20 protein-coding genes and 2 pseudogenes are annotated in these 23,653 nt (G+C 55.0%); 11 read left to right on the top strand and 11 right to left on the bottom strand.

Features of this window, described 5'->3' with window-relative positions:
* The first annotated feature begins 1,098 nt into the window (after positions 1-1,098).
* Genes ACOTXC_RS19930 through ACOTXC_RS19915 form a run of 4 tightly spaced genes read left to right on the top strand, consistent with a single transcriptional unit; the run spans position 1,099 to position 5,887 of the window.
* A complete protein-coding gene (locus tag ACOTXC_RS19930; RefSeq protein ID WP_003860173.1) occupies positions 1,099-1,680 on the top strand; it encodes a fimbrial protein in 582 nt (193 codons plus the stop codon).
* A 30-nt stretch (positions 1,681-1,710) separates the two neighbouring features.
* A complete protein-coding gene (locus ACOTXC_RS19925; protein ID WP_022649767.1) occupies positions 1,711-2,385 on the top strand; it encodes a fimbrial biogenesis chaperone in 675 nt (224 codons plus the stop codon).
* A gap of 4 nt (positions 2,386-2,389) precedes the next feature.
* Positions 2,390-4,870, top strand: a complete 2,481-nt coding sequence (locus tag ACOTXC_RS19920) for a fimbria/pilus outer membrane usher protein (protein WP_421767923.1) — start codon at positions 2,390-2,392, stop codon at positions 4,868-4,870.
* 9 nt (positions 4,871-4,879) lie between these two features.
* Positions 4,880-5,887: a fimbrial protein gene (locus ACOTXC_RS19915; protein ID WP_421767922.1), complete on the top strand. Its 1,008-nt coding sequence runs from the start codon at positions 4,880-4,882 to the stop codon at positions 5,885-5,887.
* 118 nt (positions 5,888-6,005) lie between these two features.
* Here ACOTXC_RS19915 and ACOTXC_RS19910 read toward each other — a convergent pair whose 3' ends face one another.
* The 4 genes from ACOTXC_RS19910 to ACOTXC_RS19895 all read right to left on the bottom strand — a co-directional run bounded on the left by ACOTXC_RS19910 (position 6,006) and on the right by ACOTXC_RS19895 (position 10,171).
* Positions 6,006-6,368, bottom strand: coding sequence for a YibL family ribosome-associated protein (locus ACOTXC_RS19910; protein WP_022649764.1), 363 nt, complete (start codon positions 6,366-6,368; stop codon positions 6,006-6,008).
* Positions 6,369-6,426: 58 nt separating this feature from the next.
* A complete protein-coding gene (gene mtlR / locus ACOTXC_RS19905) occupies positions 6,427-7,017 on the bottom strand; it encodes a mannitol operon repressor MtlR (protein ID WP_023298873.1) in 591 nt (196 codons plus the stop codon).
* Complete coding sequence (gene mtlD, locus ACOTXC_RS19900) at positions 7,014-8,177, bottom strand: mannitol-1-phosphate 5-dehydrogenase (RefSeq protein WP_041907503.1); 1,164 nt, start codon at positions 8,175-8,177, stop codon at positions 7,014-7,016. The genes mtlR and mtlD overlap by 4 nt, the downstream gene beginning before the upstream one ends.
* Positions 8,178-8,263: 86 nt before the next feature.
* Positions 8,264-10,171 (bottom strand): PTS mannitol transporter subunit IICBA, encoded by a 1,908-nt coding sequence (locus ACOTXC_RS19895; RefSeq protein WP_022649761.1) that lies wholly within the window; start codon positions 10,169-10,171, stop codon positions 8,264-8,266.
* Positions 10,172-10,607: 436 nt separating this feature from the next.
* On the opposite strand from ACOTXC_RS19895, the gene ACOTXC_RS19890 reads away from it, so the two are divergent.
* The 3 genes from ACOTXC_RS19890 to selB all read left to right on the top strand — a co-directional run bounded on the left by ACOTXC_RS19890 (position 10,608) and on the right by selB (position 14,540).
* Positions 10,608-11,216 carry a glutathione S-transferase gene (locus ACOTXC_RS19890; RefSeq protein ID WP_015572763.1) on the top strand — a complete coding sequence of 203 codons (609 nt, stop codon included), beginning with the start codon at positions 10,608-10,610 and terminating at the stop codon, positions 11,214-11,216.
* Between the two features lie 103 nt (positions 11,217-11,319).
* Entirely contained in the window at positions 11,320-12,705 is a 1,386-nt protein-coding gene (gene selA, locus ACOTXC_RS19885) for an L-seryl-tRNA(Sec) selenium transferase (RefSeq protein WP_048966143.1), read from the top strand.
* A complete protein-coding gene (gene selB, locus ACOTXC_RS19880; protein ID WP_421767921.1) occupies positions 12,702-14,540 on the top strand; it encodes a selenocysteine-specific translation elongation factor in 1,839 nt (612 codons plus the stop codon). Before selA ends, selB begins: the two co-directional genes overlap by 4 nt.
* Before the next feature lie 3 nt (positions 14,541-14,543).
* Here the strand turns inward: selB and ACOTXC_RS19875 are convergent, their stop codons facing one another.
* Entirely contained in the window at positions 14,544-15,428 is an 885-nt protein-coding gene (locus ACOTXC_RS19875; RefSeq protein WP_023298868.1) for an ROK family protein, read from the bottom strand.
* Between the two features lie 166 nt (positions 15,429-15,594).
* On the opposite strand from ACOTXC_RS19875, the gene aldB reads away from it, so the two are divergent.
* The 3 genes from aldB (at position 15,595) to ACOTXC_RS19860 (ending at position 17,990) form a co-directional block, all read left to right on the top strand.
* The gene (gene aldB / locus ACOTXC_RS19870) at positions 15,595-17,133 is read left to right on the top strand and encodes an aldehyde dehydrogenase AldB (protein ID WP_063150875.1); all 1,539 of its coding nucleotides are present in this window, start codon (positions 15,595-15,597) and stop codon (positions 17,131-17,133) included.
* A 249-nt stretch (positions 17,134-17,382) separates the two neighbouring features.
* Complete coding sequence (locus ACOTXC_RS19865) at positions 17,383-17,568, top strand: type II toxin-antitoxin system HicA family toxin (protein ID WP_071788668.1); 186 nt, start codon at positions 17,383-17,385, stop codon at positions 17,566-17,568.
* A gap of 14 nt (positions 17,569-17,582) precedes the next feature.
* Positions 17,583-17,990 (top strand): type II toxin-antitoxin system HicB family antitoxin, encoded by a 408-nt coding sequence (locus ACOTXC_RS19860; RefSeq protein ID WP_421767920.1) that lies wholly within the window; start codon positions 17,583-17,585, stop codon positions 17,988-17,990.
* Between the two features lie 3 nt (positions 17,991-17,993).
* Here ACOTXC_RS19860 and ACOTXC_RS19855 read toward each other — a convergent pair whose 3' ends face one another.
* Together ACOTXC_RS19855 and ACOTXC_RS19850 are read right to left on the bottom strand one after the other, a co-directional pair.
* A complete protein-coding gene (locus tag ACOTXC_RS19855) occupies positions 17,994-19,070 on the bottom strand; it encodes a type I restriction endonuclease (RefSeq protein WP_421767919.1) in 1,077 nt (358 codons plus the stop codon).
* 201 nt (positions 19,071-19,271) lie between these two features.
* Positions 19,272-19,649, bottom strand: a pseudogene (locus tag ACOTXC_RS19850) (glycoside hydrolase family 127 protein); the annotation flags it as partial.
* Between the two features lie 3 nt (positions 19,650-19,652).
* Between ACOTXC_RS19850 and ACOTXC_RS19845 the strand changes: the two are divergent.
* Positions 19,653-19,943: pseudogene (locus tag ACOTXC_RS19845) on the top strand (helix-turn-helix transcriptional regulator); the annotation flags it as partial.
* Here ACOTXC_RS19845 and araD read toward each other — a convergent pair.
* Genes araD through ACOTXC_RS19825 form a run of 4 tightly spaced genes read right to left on the bottom strand, consistent with a single transcriptional unit; the run spans position 19,944 to position 23,651 of the window.
* Positions 19,944-20,639: an L-ribulose-5-phosphate 4-epimerase gene (araD, locus tag ACOTXC_RS19840; protein WP_038416909.1), complete on the bottom strand. Its 696-nt coding sequence runs from the start codon at positions 20,637-20,639 to the stop codon at positions 19,944-19,946.
* Positions 20,633-21,493: an L-ribulose-5-phosphate 3-epimerase gene (locus ACOTXC_RS19835; protein ID WP_023298863.1), complete on the bottom strand. Its 861-nt coding sequence runs from the start codon at positions 21,491-21,493 to the stop codon at positions 20,633-20,635. Before ACOTXC_RS19835 ends, araD begins: the two co-directional genes overlap by 7 nt.
* 2 nt (positions 21,494-21,495) lie before the next feature.
* Entirely contained in the window at positions 21,496-22,149 is a 654-nt protein-coding gene (ulaD, locus tag ACOTXC_RS19830; RefSeq protein ID WP_421767918.1) for a 3-keto-L-gulonate-6-phosphate decarboxylase UlaD, read from the bottom strand.
* A complete protein-coding gene (locus ACOTXC_RS19825; RefSeq protein WP_048966139.1) occupies positions 22,146-23,651 on the bottom strand; it encodes an FGGY-family carbohydrate kinase in 1,506 nt (501 codons plus the stop codon). Before ACOTXC_RS19825 ends, ulaD begins: the two co-directional genes overlap by 4 nt.
* Positions 23,652-23,653: the final 2 nt, after the last annotated feature.

Genomic DNA, 23,653 nt, shown 5'->3' with positions numbered 1-23,653 from the left:
CAGGTCTCCTGAGGACCACACAGTGTTCGTCGGGTGAGTCTCTGCTCATCTCTGCGTCACACTTAGTGTAAAAGTGGTCCTTCCAATATTGTGATGTAGGGTTAATGACAACAAATGGTTAACCAAGTGTTGCTATTCAGCAATTGTTTTGTGAAGTGGAGCATCGAAATTGTGAACGATGGATAGCTTTGTACGTGATTGGTAGGACCAAACCCGCAAAATCAAATCACCGTGTGCATTGGGAGCGGTGGTCAGGTGGAGAGCCTTACATTCGCCTTTTAAGCAGATACGGCGCGTAAAAGAGGTTATATAAAAAGGAGAGGTGATAATATTGCGTGAATTGAATGAGGTTTGTTTGTTTTATTTGTGTTTTTGAGAAGCTGTATATGTGTGAGCATAGTGATATATTTCCTATAAATAAAAATTTTTTTTGGTTAAAAATGCGAAATCTAAGCTGTAGCAAAAAATTTTAATTAAGGTAAATTTCACATATAGATTTTAACAGTGTATTACAAACGATCAATTGATGATCGATAAGGAAATATCCTGTTCAATTGCGGTTTTTCAGGATAAAGGGTAAGAATTTTGCGCTGAACAGACATTTTTTTGGCTAATAATATTCTGAAATAAATTGATCAAACAATGATCAGTTGACTCTCTTGTAATTTAGTTGCGGTATTAAAAGCAGATTAATAATTATTATGGCAATCGAAAGGGGTTAAATTTGTTAGTTGAGTGTTAATTTCTGAGTGTTTACAGACACGGCATATTGCTTTTCAATGCGTAGACGTTAAAAGGCATTTGATTTACTATTTATTCAGAAGCAACGTAACAGAAGATTTTAAATTTATTACTAACCACAACGTATTCAGTGTTATTTTCGGCCAGAAGTCATTCCTCAGTTGAAGGATATCTGTGTATGGCCTTCTGAAAATATACGGATTATCACCATGGGATGGACCCTGCTTTATTCTATAAGGTCGCGTCACCCATTCTGCTAAAAACCTTTCGGTGGCATTTTTAAATCCTTATAGCGGTTATTGTACCTGGTACAACAAGTCTATATCTGTTTAATTTACAGAGGGGAAAGTGTTCCAAATGAAAATCAAAAATGTGGCGCTGGCGATTGCCGCGGCGGGGCTGCTGTTATCTTCTCAATCAGTACTGGCAAGCAGTGATTCTGGCGTTAATGCTTCTCTGGATACCGGTGCGGGTTCGCAAAGTACGGGCGGGGTGATCAATTTTACCGGGAAAATTACCCTTATTTCCTGTGATATTACTCCGGCCTCTAAAAACAAAACGGTAGACCTTGGGGCGTGGGCAAAAAGCTACTTTGACGATCACAACGAAACGACGCCGCGCGAGTTCAAAATCAACGTGGAAAACTGCCCGGAGACGGTTGAATCGGTTGCGGTACTGTTTGACGGAACCAAAGATACGGTGAATGACACACTGCTTCAGGTTACGCCGGGTGAAGGTATGGCGACGGGTGTCGGCGTGAAGCTTTATAACAGCGATCGCAGCACGGCGATTAAACCGGGTACGGTATCTGAAACAACCGCACCGGATGATGAAGGCAATGCTGAATTAACTTTCTATGCCGCACTTGACAAAGATGGCACGGAAATCAACGCCGGCGATGTTAACGCCGTATCCAACTTCCTGATGGTTTATAACTGATTTCACTGTCAGCCACCTCCAGAGATAATAATGATGAAACGTTTATCGTATATTATGCTCACTGCATTAATGGTTAGTTCTGCGTCAGTTTCTGCTGGCGTTGTAATGGGGGGAACACGGATCGTATACCCGCAAAACAGCAAGGAGGTGGCATTTTCTGTTTCTAATATGGAAAGTGCGGTTCCCTATCTTATTCAGTCGTGGGTTGAAGGCGATGGGCCGGATAAAAATAACGCTGCGCCATTTATTGTCACACCACCTCTGTTCAGACTTGATCCGGAGCAGACCAACACGCTGCGTATTCAATATACCGGCGCTCCGCTGCCCACAGATCGTGAATCTGTATTCTGGCTCGATATTAAAGCGATAGCGCCAAAGCCAAAAGAGAGCAGCAACGAATTACAGGTAAACGTCAAATCGAAATTTAAAATATTCTACCGCCCGGACAACCTGAAAGGGGACGCCGCCACGGCCTGGCAGAAAATAACGTTTTCGCGAACGGGAAAAGGGCTTAAGGCCGCTAACCCGACGCCATACTACGTCTCTTTTTATCGTCTGACCGTTGGCGGGCATAAAATTGAGCAGCCGGGCATGATCGGTCCAGGGGAAACCCGGGAATGGCCTGTGTCCGCCTCCGGGGGCGTAAGCTGGTCGGCTATTAATGATTTTGGTGCCATCACCGCCACCCACACCCAGCCTCTTTAAGACCATGCGTTTTCGCCTGTTTCGTTATGCGCCGCTTTCGGTGTTGCTGCTTAGCTTCAGCCGCACGGGGATGGCCGAGGATTACTTTGATCCCGCCGCGCTGGAGCTTTCCTCTACTGAACAGAAAACGGCGGATCTGCACTATTTCTCTGAAAAGGGCGGGCAGATGCCAGGCACCTGGCTCGTGACGCTGGAGATTAACGGACGCGAGGAGCGGCATCAGGAGATCACCTTCGTCAATGAGAAAGGCAGCCTGCAACCCGTTTTTAGCGTATCGCTGCTGGAAGCGCTTGGCGTAAATGTAGGGGCCATTCCTGCATTCTCCCGGTTGCAGGAGGGAGAAACGTTCACGCACCTCGAGGATTTTATTCCGGCAGCGCGAACCTCTTATGATTTCAACCAGCAGCGTCTCTTTCTCAGCCTGCCGCAGGCGGCAATGAAACACCGCAGCCGTGGCTACGTGCCGCAGTCGCAGTGGGACGATGGTATCCCGGCGGCATTTACTGATTACAGTCTGTCGGGCGGTCAGGCCCGTCATCAGAGCGGGGTCACAACATCCAGCTATCTGAGCCTGCGTAACGGCATCAATCTGGGGGCGTGGCGGCTGCGTAACACCTCGGCCTGGAGCCACAGCGACGCGGGCGGCGACCATTTTCAGTCGCAAAGTAGCTGGCTGACCCGGGATATTCGCCGTCTTAACAGCCAGCTACGGATCGGTGATGCCTGGACCACAGGCGACGTCTTCGATAGCGTGGCGTTTCGCGGGGTACAGCTCTCATCAAGCGAAAGCATGTTGCCCGACAGCCAGCGCGGCTTCGCACCAACCATCCGCGGCGTCGCACACAGCTTCGCTAAAGTCTCCGTTTCGCAAAATGGCTATGTGATCTATGAAACCTGGGTGGCCGCCGGGCCATTTATCATTAACGATCTGTTCCCGGGCGCACAAAGTGGCGATCTACAGGTTACGGTCACGGAAAGTGACGGCTCAACGCGCGTCTTTACCCAGCCCTATTCTGCGGTGCCGTTTATGCGACGTCAGGGCAGCCTGAAATACAGTCTCAATGCAGGACGATTTCACTCCGGCTCCGGTGATGCGCGTTCGCCCGAATTTGTTGAAGGCGCTTTCTTCTACGGTCTGCTCTCCAGGATGACGGTGTATGGCGGCTTTCGTACGGCGAGCAACTATCAGGCCGGTGCAATTGGCGTAGGCAGAGGGTTTGGCGCATTTGGCTCGCTGGGTATTGACGATACGCTGGCAAAAAGCCGTTTACCCGACGGCAAAAGCGCGATGGGGCAGGCGTGGCGCATTCAGTACCAGAAAGATTTCAGCGCTACCGGCACCGCCTTCAACCTGGCGAGCTATCGCTATGCCTCGCGCAATTACTACGAATTTAGTGAACTGAATCAGTCTGACAGCCAACAGCTGCAACTCAATAATCGCCGTAGCCGCTCGCAGGTCACTTTTTCACAGACGCTGGGTCAGTTCGGCAGCCTCAGCGTCTCGGCATGGATGCAGGATTACTGGCATACGTCCGGGCAGGATAAAACCATCCACATCGGCTGGTACACCAGCTGGCGGGGTATTTCCTGGGGCGCGGGGTATGACTACACCGACTCAGCGCTTGAGCAGCATCCCGATCGCACCGTGTCGTTTAACGTCAATGTTCCGCTTGGCAACTGGCTGCCGGGCAGTTCGGTCAGTTACTACGCCAACCACAACAATCGTGGGATGACCACGCAGCAGGTGTCACTCAACGGCAGCGCGCTGGCGAACCGCAACCTGAATTACAGCGTTCAGCAGAGTAAGACCAGTGAGGGAGAGGCCGACAGCACCAGTCTGGCGCTGCAATACAACGGTGGCTACGGCAACGTCAGCCTCGGTTATGACCACAGCCGAAACGGTAGCAACGCGAGTCTTGGACTCGCCGGAGGCGTTATCGCCACGCAGTATGGCGTCACGCTTAGCCAGCCGCTGGGCGATACCGTCGCCCTGCTGCGCGTGCCCGGCGCGGCGAACGTTGAGCCGGAGGGCTACAACGGGATCCATACCGACAGCCGCGGCTATGCGGTCATGCCAACGCTCTCGGCGTATCGCAAAAATACCGTCAGCCTTGATACGGCGACGCTGGGTGAGAACGTCGACATTGAGCAAAGCGGTCTGACGCTCATTCCCACCAGCGGCGCGGTGGTGCTGGCCAATTACACAACCCACATTGGTTATCGCGTTCTGTTTTCCCTGCGCTACCACGGCGAACCGTTGCCGTTTGGCGCGCAGGCTGAAGTGGTGGAGCAGAACCGCCATTCTGCAAACCGAAGCATGGTCGCTGACGGCGGTCAGGCCTACCTGAGCGGGGTACCAGAGCGCGGCACCCTGCGCGTCACCTGGTATGAAAACGGGGAGCAGCAGCAATGCCAGACACCTTTCAGACTGGGGAAAGCTCATATGGCCCCCGGTATCGCCACGCTGTCCGTTGAGTGCCATTAGAGGAATATCATGCGTCGTTTTATTCACTGGTTTTTCTATCTGAGCCTTCTTTCGCTTTTTGGCATGCTGAGTTTTCATGCGCACGCTCAGGCCTCGCCCTGCCGCACCACGCGCGATCAGTGGGTTGTCCAGGTACCCTACGCCATTGGATATGCTCCCGGCACCGCGGATTGGACGCCGGTTTCCGCGCCGATACAGTCTACCGGGCAAGACTTCTACAACTGTGATGGCGGTAGTGACCCCTGGCGTAGTATCGGATTTGTCGAGCTGGATAACCCCGTCGGCACCGTGGTGGGGGAAGACGGTGCGTCGCGGCACGTCTACAAAACCCAGATTGACGGCATCGGCTACGCGCTCGGGTTCCGCGAGCAGCAGTACTGTGGTGCGGATGCCGTACAGTATATTGACGGCACCAGCCCGGTAGACGGCAACGAGTCCCGGCGTATCTGCGATGCCTCACAGAATCCTGCCTTTGCCAGCGCCCCAACGTATAAATTGCAGTTCTGGGTGGTGTTTTACAAAATCCCGACGACCAGCCCCATGCCTGACGATAACGCCAACTCCCAGGAGCAAAATGTCGGATCGCTGATATTGCAGGCGGGAGAAAATCAAGCCAGCGCCACCAACGTGGCGACACCAGTACAGATTCATCTCGCCAGCTTCACCGTCAGGCGTACCAGCTGCTCAGTGGGCTCTCGCAGCATTCTTGTTCCCATGGGGAGCGTGAGCCAGCGTGAATTTCACGGCATCGGCTCCCGTGCCGGAGGCGGACGCTTCAGCATTCCGGTGACCTGTGAAAATAACACGGCGGTTAAGATGGGTTTCTTTGGCGATACCACGCCGGGCAACGATCGGGCGCTGGCGTTGACGAAGCAGGAGGATAGCGCCAGCGGTGTCGGGATCGAACTGCTTTACGGTGACAATACCGGTTCGGTTCAGGGGCAGGTGGTATCGTGGAACACCCCGCAGGTGTCAGCGCTTGGCCAGGTAGGGGATAACCAGACGCAGACCTTCTGATTTGATGCGCATTACATTCAGACGGAAGAGAACGTAACGGCGGGAAAAGCGGATGCGATGGCCACGTTTAACCTGATTTACAACTGAGTTTCCCCTGCGCAGCGGCAGGGGAGAGCGATCAGAACGCGGTCTTACTAAAACCCGTCATCTCTTTCAGGCCCATTTCGCGGCCAAGCTCAGTCATCGGGTGCACCACCACCAGGCCACGGACGCTTTTCTTCAGCTTGCCCATGTCGGCCTGCTCTTTTTTGGTGATCGCGCGGCGATGCGGCATGTTCATCAGCTTCTGCGCCTCTTTACTCAGCTTCTGGCCTTTCACATCGCGCAGGCGCTCAATTTCCGCCTCCAGCTTCACGGACTCTTTTTCCAGCTCGGCATATTTCTCGGCGGAATCAACAAGGGAGAGGCCAGCCATTTGATGGCGGATCAGATCCAGACGGTCGCTCAGGCGTTTAATTTCGTTCTTTTCGACTTCTTTCATGACAAATAACTCTGAAAACGGGGAATTTACAGGGAAGGATACACCAATGTGTGCGGGCTTACTTCTGAAACGCTTTTTTTAAGCTGATTTTAGAAATCAGCTCAGTCAGGGAAAGCACCATGGTGGAGCGGACAACTTGTTGATAACGCAGCTTTTGCATCATGTACAGCTCTGGGTCGCTGTCATCAAACTGAGGTGCGGGAGGGAGCGCGGCTACGCAGTGCAGTTCGCCGAAGGGCCCGAGTATCTCATCATCGGTGAAGGTGTACTCATTGCCGTCATGATTGAGCTCTTCGCGCAGCGCCATTAACAGCTCGGCGTCTTCATACTCCTGACGGTTGAGCACGCCAAGACCGTAGATCAGCTTCAGCCGTACCGATAAATCGCCCAGCGGTCCGTCTCCGTCCAGTAACGGTTCTACAGCATACTTTACCGCGTAGTCGTCTTTGCGAAACACCTGAAGCACCAGAATGTTCACCGCCTCGGTTAACAGCTCGACGGCGGCGATCAGGAAACTTCGTACGGTTTTGCCAGCATTCAGACGCTCAAGCACACGATTTTCAAAGGCCTGGGTTTGTTCCATTATTGCCTGCATATCTGACAATCTGTTATTCGGGCGCAGGCTAACCTGCGCCGGACTCTGCATCATTTGGTTGCGTTGTATGCGCTGACCGCCTCCGCAACCACGTCACTGTTGGCATCCAGACCGGAAATCTGCGCCAGCGCAGCCTGTGCGCCTTTGTCATCAATCAGCTGAGCCAGCTCAATCGCCTGCGGGTCCTGCTCGCTGCGGTAGTGCATTGCGGCAGCAATCCCTTTCACCAGGTTAGCGTGCGGCAGACCGTATTCCAGCGTGCCCAGCAGCGGTTTAATCAGGCGGTCGCCCGCGCTCAGTTTACGCAGCGGCTGACGACCCACGCGCTCAACGTCATCTTTCAGATACGGGTTTTCAAAACGACCGAGGATTTTCTGGATGTATGCTGCGTGTTTATCAGCATCAAAACCGTAGCGTTTGATCAGCACCGCGCCGCTCTCTTCCATTGCCCCTTTGACCACCGCACGGATGTTCTCATCGAGGATCGCGTCACGAATCGTCTGATGACCGGCCAATTTCCCGAGGTACGCGGTTATAGCATGCCCGGTGTTCAGCGTGAAGAGTTTACGTTCGACAAATGCCATCAGATTATCGGTTAATTCCATTCCCGGAATGGTCGGCAGCGCGCCTTTAAACTGAGTTTTATCAACGATCCACTCGCTGAAGGTTTCCACCGTCACTTCCAGCGGGTCGTTGGTGGCGGATTCTGATGGCGGAACGATGCGGTCAACGGCGGAATCCACAAAACCAACGTGCGCTTCAACCCAGGCTTTATCTTCCTCAGCCACAGCGGCCAGAACGTGGCCTTTCAGCTGCGTGGTGCCGCGCACCATGTTTTCACAGGCGATGATGTTCAGCGGCGTTTCAACGCCTTGTGCTTTACGCTTCGCCAGGCCTTTCGCGACCGCCGGGGCGATACGCTCAAGCACCACCGGACCCACGGCTGTGGTGACCAGATCAACGCTTGCGATGAGGTCAATCACGTCGTCGCCAATGCTGCTTACCGCGTTGACGCCAGAGACCGTTTCAACCTGTTCGTTTTCACCCACCACGTGAACCTGATAGCTATGACGGGCATTCAGGGCATCAAGAACCACCTGATTCACATCGGCGAATGTCAGGGTAATGCCTGCGTCTGCCAGCAGTTTACCGATAAAGCCACGTCCGATATTACCTGCGCCAAAATGTAATGCTTTCATAGTGTTAACCTTCATCAATGTTTTTACCCGAGAGGGCTGGGGTGAGGAACGTTTTCCCCCTCACCCTAGCCCTCTCCCGGGGGGAGAGGGAAGAGGCGCTGTTACTTGTTAAGCAGAGCCAGAACTTCTTCAACGCTGGTGGTGTTGGCCAGACGCTCAATAACCGTTTCGTCATCCAGCGCGTTGGTCAGGCTGGTAATCACCTGGATATGCTCGTTGTTGCGAGCGGCGATACCAATCACCAGACGGGCGATGTCGTCCTCTTCTTCACCGAAGCGCACGCCATCAGGATACTGACAGAACACCACGCCGGTTTTCAGCACGCGGTCTTTGGCTTCAACCGTACCGTGCGGAACCGCGATGGATTCACCCAGGTAGGTTGGGGTCAGCTTTTCACGCTCCAGCATCGCCTCAACGTATTCCGGCTGAACGTAGCCGCCTTTCACCAGCTGCTCACCGGCGAAGCGAATGGCCTCTTCTTTATTGGTCGCCGTGCGGCCAAGGAAGATGTTTTCTGCGCCCAGTTTGAACAGATGCGCGTTGCTCTCGTCGAAGCTGTCTTGCAGGCTGGTGCGCACCTTCACTTCGTTATCTTCATGGCGCTGGGCCGCAACCAGACGTTCGGTCAGGCTGGTGTACAGGCCGCTGTCGAGGAAGTTGGTCAGGGAAATGTGCTGCGCCTGCGGCACCTGACGCATGGCGCGCTCGGTCAGATCGCGGTGCGTGATCACCAGGTCAACGTCCGGCGGCAGGTTGTTAATCGCGCTGTTGGTCACGGAGATGTTGGTCAGACCCGCATCCTGCACTTTCTTACGCAGCACGCCCGCACCCATTGCGCTGGAACCCATACCGGCATCACAGGCCACGATAATTTTACGCACGTGGCTCAGGTCGTTAGAGACATCACCCGCCGCCAGCGGCGTTGCGCCTTTGGATTCGGCTTTCATGTCATGCATACGACGGGTTGCCGCTTCGATATCGTCGTCTTCTTTCACCTTGCTGGTTTTCAGCAGGATAGCGGAGACCACGAAGGAGACGGCCATGGCCGCACAGATCGCCGCGATGTTCGCGAAGTAGGCGCCTTTCGGGGTCATCGCCAGCACCGCCAGAATAGAGCCTGGAGAAGCAGGAGACACCAGACCACCGCCCAGTACGCTCAGGGTGAACACGCCGGTCATACCGCCAAGGATAACGGCCAGGATCAGACGTGGGTTCATCAGCACATACGGGAAGTAAATTTCGTGAATACCGCCCAGGAAGTGAATGATAGCCGCGCCGCCAGCAGACTGTTTCGCGCTGCCGCGACCAAAGAACATGTACGCCAGCAGAACGCCCATACCCGGACCCGGGTTCGCTTCAATCAGGAAGAAGATGGACTTGCCGAGATCGTGTGACTGCTGGATACCCAGCGGTGAGAAGATACCGTGGTTGATGGCGTTGTTCAGGAACAGGATTTTCGCCGGTTCAACGAAGATAGACGCCAGCGGCAGCATGTCGTGCGCCACCATGAAGTTAACGCCCGCCGCCAGCAGCTTGGAGAGCACTTCAACCGCAGGGCCAATGCCGAGGAACGCCAGAATCGCGAGGATCATCCCGATGATGCCCGCGGAGAAGTTGTTCACCAGCATTTCGAAGCCGGATTTGATCTTGCCATCAACCCAGACGTCAAATTTCTTGATCGCCCAGCCGCCCAGAGGACCGGCAATCATCGCACCGAGGAACATCGGCATATCCGCACCGACAATCACCCCCATGGTTGTGATGGCACCCACGACACCACCACGGTCACCGCCCACCAAACGACCACCGGTATAACCGATGAGCAGCGGCAGCAGGTACGTAATCATTGGGCCAACAAGTTTCGCCAGCGTTTCGTTAGGCAACCACCCTGTCGGAATAAATAATGCGGTGATAATACCCCACGCGATAAACGCGCCGATATTTGGCATCACCATGTTGCTGAGGAAACGACCAAAGCTTTGCACTTTGATCTTGAAATCGGATGACATAAAACACCCCTTCTTATGTTTACGCTTAGGCTTGTGGCCCGAGGTTTATCGTTAATGTGCGGCGGCAGAGGTAGCCGGGCCCTGTTCTGATGCTGTGAAATCTGGCACTGAATCGTTCAACTGTCCAGACAGCGGAATTTTGTGTGATCTGAATCACATGAATGTAGGGGGTGAGGATATTAATGAAGTGATCGCGATCACATAATGGGTGTGTAAAAAAAATACATTGCTCAGAATTACGCCAAAATGAGGGCTATTTTGTGATTAATATCACAATGTTAAGTTGGTTGTTTGTTTCCAGATTGTGATTTGATTCACAAAATATTTTTATGCAGATTTCTCCCGTATCCCCTCACGGCAGGAATGCGATACGTACACCTGCCTTTTTTCACGGCTTGATCCATACTGACCTCTTTATGGGCATTAAGGATAAGCAATGAAACTCATCGGCAGTTATACCAGTCCTTTCGTGCGTAAGATTTCGATTCTCCTGCTGGAGAAAGGGATTGAATTTGAATTCGTAAATGAACAACCGTACAACGCAGAGAACGGCGTTGCGCAGTACAACCCGCTGGGGAAAGTCCCGGCGCTGGTAACGGACGAGGGCGACTACTGGTTTGATTCCCCGATCATTGCGGAGTACATCGAGCTGCTTGGCGTTGCGCCAGCCATGCTGCCGGCGGATCCAAAAGCAGCGCTGGCGATGAAGCAAATTGAAGCCCTGGCGGATGGCATTATGGATGCGGCATTAACGTCCGTACGCGAGCAGGCAAGGCCCGCCGCCCAGCAGTCAGAAAATGAGCTGCTGCGCCAGCGCGAAAAAATCAGCCGCAGCCTGGATATGTGCGAACAGCTGATCCGCGACGGGAAAATTCAGAGCGATAGCCTGAATCTGGCGACGATCGCCATCGCCTGCGCCATTGGCTACCTCAATTTCCGCCGCGTCTCGCCGGGCTGGTGCGTGGATCGTCCGCTGCTGGTCAAACTGGCGGAGACGCTCTTCCAGCGCGAAAGTTTCGCCCGGACTGAACCACCAAAGGCTTGATGCGGGTTATAACACTTCCTGGCGGGAGGCGGTACAATCCCCCCACATGTTAACTCCCTCTCCCGTCGGGAGGGGGGAAGATATTTACTCGCCAGGCGCATTCATGACTACTCATCATTCCCTCTACAGCCAGATCCCCGCTACCGATCGTCTGCTTCGTGATCCGCGCATCACTGCGGTGCTGGAGCAGTTTGGCCATACTGCAACGGTCGACATGCTACGCCAGCTTCAGGACGATGCGCGTCGCCATATTCAGGCTGAAAACGCGCTACCCGGCTGGTGCGAGGCATGGGCGCAGGAAGTTGAATGGAGGCTGAGCAAGCACGCGCAAAGCGCGTTGCGCCCGGTTATTAACCTGACGGGCACGGTTCTGCACACCAATCTGGGCCGGGCACAGCAGGCAGAAGAAGCAATAGAGGCCGTCACCCGGGCCATGCGCTCGCCGGTGACGCTGGAGTACGATCTGGACGGCGCCGGGCGCGGGCATCGCGATCGCGCACTGGCGGATCTTCTCTGCCAGATCACCGGCGCGGAAGATGCCTGCATTGTGAATAACAACGCGGCGGCGGTGCTGTTAATGCTGGCGGCCACCGCGAGCGGAAAAGAGGTTGTCGTCTCTCGCGGCGAGCTGGTGGAGATCGGCGGGGCGTTTCGTATTCCGGATGTCATGCGCCAGGCGGGCTGCACGCTGCATGAAGTGGGCACAACCAACCGTACCCATGCAAAAGATTATCGCGCGGCGGTGAATGAAAACACTGCCCTGCTGATGAAAGTGCATACCAGTAATTACCACATTGAGGGATTCACCAAAACGGTGGAAGAGGCCGAACTGGCCGCCATCGGGCGCGAGCTAAACGTGCCGGTGATTGCCGATCTCGGCAGCGGGTCGCTGGTGGATATGCGCCAGTACGGTCTGCCGAAAGAGCCAATGGTGCAGGAAATGGTTGCTGCGGGCGTAAGCCTGGTCAGTTTCTCCGGCGACAAACTGCTGGGCGGGCCGCAGGCGGGGATTATCGTCGGCAAGCGCGAACTGATTGCGCAGCTACAGCAGCACCCACTGAAGCGCGCCCTGCGTGCCGATAAAATGACGCTGGCCGCGCTGGAAGCCACGCTGCGGCTCTATCTCCACCCGGAGAAACTGGCTGACCGCCTGCCCACGTTGCGTTTGCTGAGCCGTGATGAAGCCTCTGTTCGCGCGCGGGCGGAAGCGCTACTGCCGCAGGTTGCTCCTCATTACCCTGAGTTTGACGTTCGTATCGAGCCTTGCCTGTCGCAAATTGGCAGCGGCTCGCTGCCCGTGGACAGGTTACCGAGCGAAGCGCTGACGTTCACCCCGCGCGACGGACGCGGAAGCCAGCTTGAGGCGCTGTCGACGCGCTGGCGCGCATTACCGACGCCAGTGATTGGCCGGATCGGTGATGGTCGTATGTGGCTGGATTTACGCTGCCTGGAAGATGAAGGGCGGTTTCTGGAGATGATGTTGAAATGATTATTGCCACCGCCGGTCACGTTGACCACGGCAAAACCACGTTATTGCAGGCCATTACGGGCGTGAATGCCGATCGCCTGCCGGAAGAGAAAAAGCGCGGCATGACCATTGACCTGGGTTACGCCTACTGGCCACAGCCCGACGGTCGCGTGCTGGGCTTTATCGACGTGCCCGGCCACGAGAAGTTTCTTTCCAATATGCTCGCGGGCGTGGGCGGGATCGATCACGCTCTGCTGGTTGTCGCGTGCGATGACGGGGTGATGGCGCAAACGCGCGAGCATCTGGCGATCCTGCAACTGACGGGAAACCCGCAGTTGACCGTCGCCCTTACCAAAGCGGACCGTGTGGATGAGGCGCGTATCAACGAGATGCGTGAAGAGGTACTGGCGGCGCTGAGTGAATATGGTTTTAAGGATGCCGCTCTGTTTGTCACCGTGGCGACAGAAGGCCGCGGTATCGACGCTCTTCGCGACCATTTGCAGCAGATCCCGTCTCGTGAGCATGCCAGCCATCACCGCTTCCGTCTGGCGATCGACAGGGCGTTTACCGTGAAAGGGGCTGGGCTGGTGGTGACCGGTACCGCGCTGAGCGGCGAAGTTAACGTGGGCGATACCCTGTGGCTGACGGGCGTGAACAAACCCATGCGCGTGCGCGGGCTTCACGCGCAAAACCAGCCGGTGGAACAGGCCCATGCCGGGCAGCGTATCGCGCTGAATATTGCTGGTGATGCCGAAAAAGACCAGCTTAACCGCGGCGACTGGCTACTGGCCGACGCGCCGCCGGAGCCTTCTGAACGGATTATCGTTTCTCTACAGACCCACACGCCGCTGACCCAGTGGCAGCCGCTGCATATCCATCACGCGGCCAGCCACATCACCGGACGCGTGTCGCTGCTGGAAAACGATCTCGCCGAACTGGTGTTCGACTCCCCGCTCTGGCTGGCGGATAACGACCGCCTGGTTCTGCGCGACATCTCCGCGCGCGAAACCCTGGCGGGCGCCCGCGTGGTGATGCTGAATCCGCCCCGTCGCGGCAAGCGTAAGCCCGAGTATTTAGCGTGGCTGGCCTCGCTGGCCCAGGCCCGTGACGACAAGTCTGCGTTAGATATCCACCTTGAGCGTGGTGCGGTGGATCTGGCTGCGTTCGCCTGGGCGCGCCAGCTCAGCGGTGAAGGATTGCGTCTTCTGACGCAGGAGCCGGGTTTTATTCAGGCTGGCAACAGCCTGCTGAACGCGCCGGTGGCGGCGCGCTGGCAGCGTAAAGTGTTGAGCACGCTGGCGACCTATCATGAACAGCATCAGGATGAGCCCGGTCCGGGCCGTGAACGTCTGCGGCGTATGGCGTTGCCCATGGAAGACGACGCGCTGGTGCTGTTGCTGATTGAAAACATGCGTGAAAGCGGCGTGATTGCAAGTCATCACGGCTGGCTACACCTGCCGGAACATAAGGCCGGTTTTACCGCTGAGCAGGACGCGGTCTGGCAAAAAGTGGCGGCGCTGTTTGGCGATGAACCCTGGTGGGTGCGCGATCTGGCGCGTGAAACCAATACCGATGAGCAGCTGATGCGTCAGGTACTGCGGCATGCGGCGCAGCAGGGCATGATTGTGGCGATCGTGAAAGATCGTTATTACCGCAACGATCGGATCGTTGCGTTTGCGAACCTGATCCGGGAGCTGGATCAGGCGCGCGGATCAACCTGCGCCGCAGACTTCCGCGATCGGCTGAACGTAGGACGCAAACTGGCGATTCAGATCCTGGAGTATTTCAACCGCATCGGGTTTACGCGTCGTCGTGGCAATGACCATGTGCTACGCGACGCGCAGTTATTTCCGTAAGCGTTAAGCGCTGCGCGCCTGCTTCTGCTTAGCCAGCCAGACCGCGCCCAGCCTTCCCGCCTGGTTACCCAGCTCGCAGGGAAGGATGGGCACCCGGAGCGCTTCCCACTCCTCGAATCGCTGTAAATATTTATCCAGCAGGAGATAGATTTTCTCCTGCTCACTAATGCCGCCGCCAATCAGCACCGCCTGCGGATCAAACATAGAGATCACGCTGTAAATACCGCGCGACAGACAATGCGCCCACGCTTCAATGGCTTCGCGCAGATGCACGTCGCTGTCCATGCGTTTAAACAGCTCCTCACCATCAGGCATCTCATCTTCCGACACGGCCAGCGCGCGGCGGCAGGCTTTCATCAGGCCACTGGCGGACGCCACTTCATGCATCGGCTCGCCCTCATTGCCTACGGGCAGCACGCCAAACTCACCCGCCCGGTAGTGCGACCCGCGGTAGAGATCGCCCTCCATGACGATACCGCCGCCGATGCCGGTGCCGATGGTGATGCAGACGAAATGCTCATAGTCCTTGCCCGCGCCCTGCCAGCGCTCGCCCAGCGCCGCGCAATTGGCATCGTTTTCGATTGTCACGGGGAGATCGGTCAGCTGTGCGAACAGTTCGCACAGGTTTTCGCCGTCAAGATAGTCCAGCGCTCCGGCTTTGGCCGCTTCGCCGGTATGGTGATTGATATGTCCTGGAAAACTCACGCCAATACTGGCGATCTCGTGCTCCTGGCAGTACTTATCCACTACCGCTTTCCACTTCTCTTTGAAGGTGCTTTCATCGTCCGGCGTATCATATTCATCGGATGTCAGTTCTTCGCCGTTTTCATTAATTACGCCGTGTTTGATGTGGGTTCCACCCACGTCAAAGCCGATAAATAGCTGCATTGCATCATTCCTCATGAGCCCTTGAGCTATTAAGTATGGCTGCGGCGGCAGAAACGAAACGTAAAGTACGGTAATCCGTGATGCGGCTCGTAAACCCGCTACCCGCTGGCGAGAAAATCACCAGCCGGAACTACCCTTGTTGTACAACAACAGCAAGGAGACGGTCATGACAAACAATCCTCCCTCATCGCGTATCCAGCCTGGCGAGTATGGTTTTCCCCTTAAGCTGAAGCCCCGCTATGACAACTTTATCGGCGGCGACTGGGTGGCGCCCGTCGACGGTGAATACTATTCCAACCTGACGCCCGTTACCGGCCAGCCGCTGTGTGAAATTGCCAGTTCGGGCAAGCGGGATATCGATTTAGCGCTGGATGCGGCGCATAAGGCGAAAGATAAGTGGGGGCAAATGTCCGTTCAGGACAGAGCGGCCATTTTGTTCAAAATCGCCGATCGGATGGAGCAGAATCTGGAGCTGCTGGCGACCGCAGAAACGTGGGACAACGGCAAGCCGATCCGCGAAACCATGGCGGCGGACGTGCCGCTGGCGATCGACCATTTCCGCTATTTTGCGTCCTGCATCCGTGCCCAGGAGGGGGGAATAAGTGAAGTTGACAAAGATACCGTGGCGTATCACTTCCACGAGCCGCTCGGCGTGGTGGGGCAAATTATTCCGTGGAACTTCCCGCTGCTGATGGCGAGCTGGAAAATGGCGCCCGCGCTGGCGGCGGGTAACTGCGTTGTGCTGAAACCTGCACGCTTAACGCCGCTTTCGGTACTGCTGCTGATGGAGGTAATTGGCGACCTGTTGCCGCCGGGGGTCATTAACGTGGTCAACGGGGCCGGGGGAGAGATCGGCGAATATCTGGCTACTTCAAAGCGTATCGCCAAAGTGGCGTTTACCGGCTCAACGAAAGTGGGTCAGCAGATTATGCAGTACGCGACCCAGAACATCATTCCGGTCACCCTGGAGTTGGGCGGGAAATCGCCGAACATCTTCTTTGCCGACGTGATGGATGAAGAGGACGCCTTCTTCGACAAAGCGCTGGAAGGGTTTGCGCTGTTTGCGTTTAACCAGGGCGAAGTCTGCACCTGTCCGAGCCGCGCGCTGGTGCAGGAATCCATTTATGAGCGCTTTATGGAGCGGGCGATCCGGCGCGTGGAGTCGATTCGCAGCGGTAATCCGCTGGATAACGTTACCCAGATGGGGGCGCAGGTATCGCATGGCCAGCTGGAAACCATCCTCAACTATATTGATATCGGTAAAAAAGAGGGGGCCGATGTGTTGACCGGCGGTCGTCGTAAGGTGCTGGGCGGCGATTTGCAGGAGGGCTACTACCTTGAGCCGACTATCCTGTTCGGTAAGAACAACATGCGCGTTTTTCAGGAGGAAATTTTTGGACCGGTGCTGGCCGTCACCACGTTTAAAACCATGGACGAGGCGCTGGAGCTCGCCAACGACACGCAGTATGGCCTGGGGGCGGGCGTCTGGAGCCGTAACGGTAACCTTGCCTATAAAATGGGCCGCGGCATTCAGGCCGGACGCGTATGGACAAACTGCTATCACGCCTATCCGGCTCATGCGGCGTTTGGCGGCTACAAACAGTCGGGCATCGGGCGCGAAACCCATAAAATGATGCTGGAGCACTACCAGCAAACGAAATGTCTGTTAGTCAGCTACTCCGATAAACCGCTGGGGCTGTTTTAATCTCCGGGCTCAGGTCGTTCCGGGTAGGGTGACCTGAGCCGGGTTAAAGCCGGGTGGCGGCTTCGCCTTACCCGGCCTACGAGAGTGTCCGCATTTTTATCTGCAACATGACATGCCTCCTTCTTCTTTTCTCGACGCCTCTTCCTGTTTCGACAAAGCCTGGCTGCACTGCCTTTTTTAATGCGCTAATGTCATTCAATCCAGTAGTGGTGGTGTGTATCATGTGTATAATCAGGGAAGGGTTGGGATGTGAAAAGTGCGGATATCATTGCTGTTCTGGTTAGCCATGGCTGGAAATGTGTAAGAACGAAGGGAAGCCATCATCAGTTTCGCCATCCAGTGCAAAAAGGGTTGGTAACCGTTCCGCATCCTAAAAAGGACATTAAACCGGGCACTCTCGCACAGATCTGGCGACAGGCGGGCATTAAACACTGATATCAGGAGTAGTTATGTTTTATCCGGCTTACATTCATTCTGATTCCGACGGTAGCGCCAGCGGTTTCTTCCCCGACGTTCCGGGATGTTTTTTTGCGGGGGATTCACTTGATGACGCTTTTCAGGATGCACGTGATGCGCTCACGGCGCACTTCGAAGCGCTGTTTGAAATGGATGAAACATTGCCTCTCCCGGGTAGTGTCGAAGTGCACCTTGAAAATCAACCTGACGACTTCACAGGCGGGCAATGGTTGCTGGTGGATATTAATATGAAGCAATTCGACGGCAGAGCCGAACGCATCAACATCACGATGCCTCGACGTTTGCTGGTGAAGATTGATTCCTTTGTCAGCGAGCATCCTCAATTCGGCAATCGAAGCGCATTTCTGGCCGAGGCAGCACGTCGCGTGCTGCCTCGGTGAAGATTAGATGTAAAGAGCAGCAGTTGCTTTCAGGATATCTGCAAAGGAATAAATATCATCAACTGTAGAAATTGGGTGCCGTGTTTCATTTTTTTCGAGATCAAAGAGCCCGATGTATTTTTGAGTCCGATTAAAATGCAGCCGGCAAAGAGGCTTGCGGTTATTGTCGTCTACAAGAATGCCGCAATAGCTCTTTGTATCTCTATGGGTAATGCGAGGTGCCTCCAACACTGCTCGCGTGATTGCTTTAACAATATGAAAACCTTCCAACTCTTCTAAAGTCGTGATGATTTCACTCTCATCTTTTTGTTCATCATCTTCACTTTGCTGTGTTTCCGTTGGCGCTTCGACGACAGCCGGAGTAATACCTGTAATGGCAGACTTAAGCCTCTCATTAACTTGATCGTTTATGTACTGACTTGCTGCCTTTTTCGTGAGATTTTGAAAAGATTCTCTGACTTTTTGGGTTAGCATTCCGTCATATACTCGCGAAGCAAAAAACTTAACGAAATCGTCTTCTGGATTGTTAAGTTGAGTATGCAATATTCTCTTGATTTGACTAACGTATTTTAATTCTCCAGCCGCGTTTATGATGGATTCAAGATCAAAAGAAGATTTGGTGAGTTTTTTTAATTCAGGTATAACGTTTTCATCAATATCAAGCAGGTCTACTTCTAAAAAAGGTTTCTCATCCATTTTATTAGGAGCATCGAGGTCGGTATAAAATCTGTATATTTGCCCATTCGTTAAGATGGAGATCCTTGCATTTGTAACGTGAAAGTATCTGAAAAGTTGTGAAGCATGATTTATATGCAAAGGCTCACCAATTTTTTTACATTCGATGAGTATTTGCACATCGTTATTTTTCATTATCGCATAGTCAATTTTTTCACCTTTTTTTGTACCGATATCACAAACAAATTCAGGCGTAACCTCTGACGGATCAAATACGTCATAACCTAAAACATTATGAATAAAAGGCATTACAAATGCCGTTTTGGTTGTTTCTTCTGTATTAATTACTTCAATTTGCTGCCTAATTTTAGTAGATAACGCATTTAGTCTTTCTGTAAATTCCATGGGATATCCTTATTTCTTTGCTGTGTGCCTTGATGAAATATCATTAAAATGCATGCCATTCAATAAGCGCTTGTGGGTGGCACCAGTAAAAAAACGTTTCCGGGGTTTGGATCACAGAGTGATTAAAATCATTCAAAGAAAATAAACCCGACAACGCCGAGCTTATTGAGTATATTATATATATAACGATGTATTATTTTTTTAAATTATGCCCTCATCCATCCATATCCGCATTTCCCCTTCTCCCCGGTTTGCCCAGCTAAACCACGGAATAAAGGTCAGGGTCCGGGGCTGACGTTCTACCGGCGAGTGGTCGTACTGCCACAGGGCATCAGTGTCCTTCGCCTGACACCCGATCTCTTCCGCCTGTATCAGCATCTTGTGCGCGAATATGCCTTTGCCTTCGAAGACCCGAAACGCGCTGTCCTGGGGCAAAGAAAGGTTATGCAGATTTGCGCCGTTATCGGCTTCTTCCAGGCAGTAAACCAGCGGTCCACGCTGCAATGCGACTTTCCTCGCCTGCTGGCGCACCTGCGGGTTGCCGTACACACGGCGGACCGGCATCGGTAACGTCAGCGTGGACTGCCCCTGTCCACTTCACAGCTGGCGAAAGAGCTGCACTGCAACGCAGATTACCTGGGGCGAGTATTTCGCCGGACGTTTCATTTAACCCTGACGGAGGCAATACACCGCCAGCGCGTCAGGGCCGCTGAAAAATTGTTGCTGAACGATGCGGCCTCATTAACTGAAGTGGCCACCCGGTGCGGTTTTAATGACGTGGGTTATTTCCGGCAGATATTCTCGAAATATACCGGGTTAACGCCCGCCGTCTGGAAACGGCGGTACTGTAAAGAGCATATTAATTCCGGATGATTACTGGCCGTAATAGGCATTTGCGCCATGCTTGCGCAGGTAATGCTTATCCAGCAATTCCTGCTGCATAACCGGAAGCTGTGGTGCAAGCTGGCGCGAGAAAAGCCCCATATAGGCGCACTCTTCCAGCACCACGGCATTGTGTACCGCATCGGCAGCGTCTTTGCCCCAGGCAAACGGGCCGTGAGAGTGTACCAGCACCGCCGGGACCTGCATCGGGCTTATGTCGCGCTCCTCGAAGGTTTTGATAATGACTTCCCCCGTCTGGTATTCATATTCACCCGCGATTTCAGCCGTGGTCATCAGCCGCGTGCAGGGGATCGCACCGTAGAAATAGTCCGCGTGCGTCGTGCCCCATGCGGGTAAATCCTGCCCCGCCTGCGACCAGATGGTGGCGTGGCGGGAATGGGTATGCACGATGCCACCAATTTCCGGGTAACGACGATACAGCGCGAGATGGGTCGGGGTGTCGGAGGAGGGTTTTTTACTCCCCTCGACCACTTTACCCGTGGCGATATTTACCACCACCATATCTTCTGCGGTCATCACGTCGTACTCCACGCCGGATGGTTTGATCACCATCATGCCGCTGTCACGGTCAACCGCGCTGACGTTGCCCCAGGTGAACGTCACCAGCTGGTGGGCGGGCAGGGCGAGATTTGCCGCCAGCACCTCGGCTTTGAGTTGTTCTAACATGTCATGCCTCCTTCCTGCATTCGGGCCTCAATCCAGCGGCGCGCCTGGATGATCTCCAGTACCGGCTCTTTGGCTTTCTCGGTCCACATTTCAATCAGAAATGCGCCGCGATAGTTAAGTTGATTTAGCGTGTTAAACACGCCAACGAAATCGACGCAGCCCTCGCCAAACGGCACATCGCGGAACTGGCCGGGGCTTTTTTCGGTTACGGGCCGGGTATCTTTCAGATGGATAGCGGCGATGCGGTCAATGCCCAGCGTCAGCTCGGCGGTGACGTCGTTGCCCCACGCGCTCAGGTTGCCGACGTCCGGGTAAACGCTGAACCACGGCGAGGCGAGCATGTCGTCCCACTTTTTCCACTTGCTGATGGAGTTCATAAACGCGGTGTCCATGATCTCTACCGCCAGCATTACCTGCGCGGCAGCGGCCTGCTCTACAGCCCACGCCAGCCCTTCGGCAAAGCGCTGTTGCGTGCCCTCGTCGTGCTCCTCGTAGTACACGTCATAACCCGCAAGCTGGATGGTGCGAATACCCAAATCACGGGCCAGCCGGATGGCTTTGGTCATGATCTCGCGGGCGCGTTCGCGCACGGTGTCATCGCGGCTGCCAAACGGGAAGCGACGATGGGCAGACAAGCACATCGACGGGATGGCCACGCCGGTCTCCAGCATCGCTTCCACAAGAGAGGCGCGCTGCGTGGTACTCCATTCAAGGCGCGATAAACGCTCGTCGGTCTCATCCACCGACATCTCCACAAAATCGAAGCCGCAGCTTTTTGCCAGAACCAGGCGCTCCGGCCAGGAGAGATCTTTTGGCAGCGCTTTTTCGTAAATCCCTAACGGATGCTGACGCATGGTTACTCTCCCCAGATGTCGCGAATTTGTGAATGGAATGCTTGTGCCACCTGCGGCGGATTGGCGGCGCCTGCCAGCGCGCGCCCGGCAATGAAGGCTTTGACGTTGATCTGCTTAAACAGCGGCAGGTCAGCGGGGGTGATACCGCCAGTGATGGAAAGCTGTAGCCCGATATCGGACAACGCCTTCATTTTGCTGAGATCCGCCTCGCCCCACTGCTGGCCGCTGGCCTGTGCGTCGCGTCCACGGTGGTATATCGCCTGCTTCACCCCGATGCGGTGCCACGCGCGCGCGTCGTCCAGCATCCAGTTGCCAAACAGCTCCATCTGGATCTCGCCGCCGCCGCGCAGTGCGACCTCGTGGCCACGTTCAACGGTGGCCAGCGGGGCGGCACAGATGATGGTCATCCAGTTTGCGCCTGCGCCAAACGCCTGCTCAGCCAGCGTTTCTCCGGCATCGGCGACTTTCCAGTCCGCCACGATAATTTTATCCGGACACTGTGCGCGCAGGGCGCGAACGGCGTTTAGCCCTTCGGTCAGGCACAGGATGGTGCCGGCTTCGACGATGTCGACGTGATCGGAAAGCGTCGCGACATCCCGCTGCGCGGCCTGAAGTGAGGTGTGGTCGAGCGCCAGTTGCAATAATGGTCGGCTCATAGGTCGTACTCCTTAACACGGGCGTGATAGCCCTGTAATGCTGAAATCAGTAGCTGGTAACGGTGATATTTGCGCTGGTAGGCGGCATGGGCACGCATGTCAGGTTCAATCATCCGGATGTCATGCCTGAGGGCGCGCTGAGCGGCGTAAAAATCGGGATAGAGACCTGTACCGACGAGCGCGGCCAGCGCCGCACCGGAACAGCCGGTCTCCTCCACCTGCGGGAGTTCAATCGCCAGGCCGCTGACGTCCGCGAGCATCTGCATCCACACGTCCGAATGGGTGGGGCCGCCCGTCACGCGCAGGGTCTGCACGTGGGGAAAGCGTTCGAGCATACGGTTGAGGTGGGTCATGTGGCTGAATACCACCCCTTCATAAACCGCCTGGAGGAGGTGCGCGCGGGTATGCAGCGCCTGCAAACCATAGAAGCCGCTGGTCATCTCCAGTCCGGCGTTGCTGCCGTAGAGGAAAGGCAGGAAGAACACATCGCTTTCAGCTTTTGGCAGGCTGGCCACGGCGTGGTTAATCTCATCGAATGACATTTCGCCCCATTGGGCCGTCAGCCATTCCAGGTTGCCGGACGAGGTGGGGCTGGCTTCGTGAACGATGAACTGCTGCGGATGGACATAGCGGCCATAGACGTAGGGGAACGGCTCGTTGTCGCGGATGCCGTGGGCAATCCCACTGGTCACGGCCCAGGTCCCCATTACGGCATTCAGCGTATTTTCGTCATGCAGCCCGGCGCAGATCGCGGTGGAAACCACATCAAACAGTCCACCAACGACGGGAGTACCCGCCGTGAGACCGGTCAGTGCGGCTGCCTGAGCGGTGATTTCCCCGCAAATTTCTGCTGAACCGATAATAGGCGGCAGGGCACCGTCAATGTCGCTGATGCCGAGCCAGCGCGTGAGCTGCGGATCGTACTGCCCGGTATTCATGTTGTAGAGATTGGATTCCGAGATGTTGCTCTCTTCGCAGCCTTTGACTCCGGTCAGACACCAGCGCAGGTAATCGTGCGCCATCATCACGCTGCCGATTTGCTGATACCGCTGCGGCTCGTTCTCTTTAACCCAGCGCAGGAGTGAGGCCGGATGCCCCGTCCACAGCGTCTGGCGAGTATGCGGATAGAGCTTTTCGGGTATACCGTCCTGCTGCCAGCGTTGCACGATCTCCAGCGCACGGCGATCGGAGGAGAGTATGGCGTTACCCAGGGGGCGATCCTGTTTATCGAGCAAAAATAGCCCCTTGCCCTGGGCTGAAATGCCAACGCCTTTAATCTGACCGCCGTCAGCGCCTGAATTTTTAAGCAGCAGGGCGACGGTTTTGTGGCAGTGCTGCCAGAGCTGGTGCATATCCCGCTCGGCGTAGCCAGCGCGTGGGCTGAGCGTGGCCACTGAGCGGCGCTCAATACAGACTTCTTTGCCCTGGCTGTTGTATAAACCGGCTTTCAGATAAGTACCGCCACAATCGATACCCAGCCAGAAGGGCTCTTTTTCACTCATCT

Origin of the sequence: Enterobacter cloacae complex sp. IR5428 (assembly GCF_049238585.1) — a bacterium.
GTDB lineage: Bacteria > Pseudomonadota > Gammaproteobacteria > Enterobacterales > Enterobacteriaceae > Enterobacter > Enterobacter intestinihominis.
Note: the sequence above shows the minus strand (reverse complement) of the source record. Positions and strands in the feature narration are given on the sequence as shown.

Excerpts from the sequence above, each read along its gene's own strand:
- ACOTXC_RS19930 (WP_003860173.1), top strand. The coding sequence starts at position 1,099 with ATGAAAATCAAAAATGTGGCGCTGGCGATTGCCGCGGCGGGGCTGCTG.
- ACOTXC_RS19925 (WP_022649767.1), top strand. The coding sequence starts at position 1,711 with ATGATGAAACGTTTATCGTATATTATGCTCACTGCATTAATGGTTAGT.
- ACOTXC_RS19920 (WP_421767923.1), top strand. The coding sequence starts at position 2,390 with ATGCGTTTTCGCCTGTTTCGTTATGCGCCGCTTTCGGTGTTGCTGCTT.
- ACOTXC_RS19915 (WP_421767922.1), top strand. The coding sequence starts at position 4,880 with ATGCGTCGTTTTATTCACTGGTTTTTCTATCTGAGCCTTCTTTCGCTT.
- ACOTXC_RS19910 (WP_022649764.1), bottom strand. The coding sequence starts at position 6,368 with ATGAAAGAAGTCGAAAAGAACGAAATTAAACGCCTGAGCGACCGTCTG.
- mtlR (WP_023298873.1), bottom strand. The coding sequence starts at position 7,017 with ATGATGCAGAGTCCGGCGCAGGTTAGCCTGCGCCCGAATAACAGATTG.
- mtlD (WP_041907503.1), bottom strand. The coding sequence starts at position 8,177 with ATGAAGGTTAACACTATGAAAGCATTACATTTTGGCGCAGGTAATATC.
- ACOTXC_RS19895 (WP_022649761.1), bottom strand. The coding sequence starts at position 10,171 with ATGTCATCCGATTTCAAGATCAAAGTGCAAAGCTTTGGTCGTTTCCTC.
- ACOTXC_RS19890 (WP_015572763.1), top strand. The coding sequence starts at position 10,608 with ATGAAACTCATCGGCAGTTATACCAGTCCTTTCGTGCGTAAGATTTCG.
- selA (WP_048966143.1), top strand. The coding sequence starts at position 11,320 with ATGACTACTCATCATTCCCTCTACAGCCAGATCCCCGCTACCGATCGT.
- selB (WP_421767921.1), top strand. The coding sequence starts at position 12,702 with ATGATTATTGCCACCGCCGGTCACGTTGACCACGGCAAAACCACGTTA.
- ACOTXC_RS19875 (WP_023298868.1), bottom strand. The coding sequence starts at position 15,428 with ATGCAGCTATTTATCGGCTTTGACGTGGGTGGAACCCACATCAAACAC.
- aldB (WP_063150875.1), top strand. The coding sequence starts at position 15,595 with ATGACAAACAATCCTCCCTCATCGCGTATCCAGCCTGGCGAGTATGGT.
- ACOTXC_RS19860 (WP_421767920.1), top strand. The coding sequence starts at position 17,583 with ATGTTTTATCCGGCTTACATTCATTCTGATTCCGACGGTAGCGCCAGC.
- ACOTXC_RS19855 (WP_421767919.1), bottom strand. The coding sequence starts at position 19,070 with ATGGAATTTACAGAAAGACTAAATGCGTTATCTACTAAAATTAGGCAG.
- araD (WP_038416909.1), bottom strand. The coding sequence starts at position 20,639 with ATGTTAGAACAACTCAAAGCCGAGGTGCTGGCGGCAAATCTCGCCCTG.
- ACOTXC_RS19835 (WP_023298863.1), bottom strand. The coding sequence starts at position 21,493 with ATGCGTCAGCATCCGTTAGGGATTTACGAAAAAGCGCTGCCAAAAGAT.
- ulaD (WP_421767918.1), bottom strand. The coding sequence starts at position 22,149 with ATGAGCCGACCATTATTGCAACTGGCGCTCGACCACACCTCACTTCAG.
- ACOTXC_RS19825 (WP_048966139.1), bottom strand. The coding sequence starts at position 23,651 with ATGAGTGAAAAAGAGCCCTTCTGGCTGGGTATCGATTGTGGCGGTACT.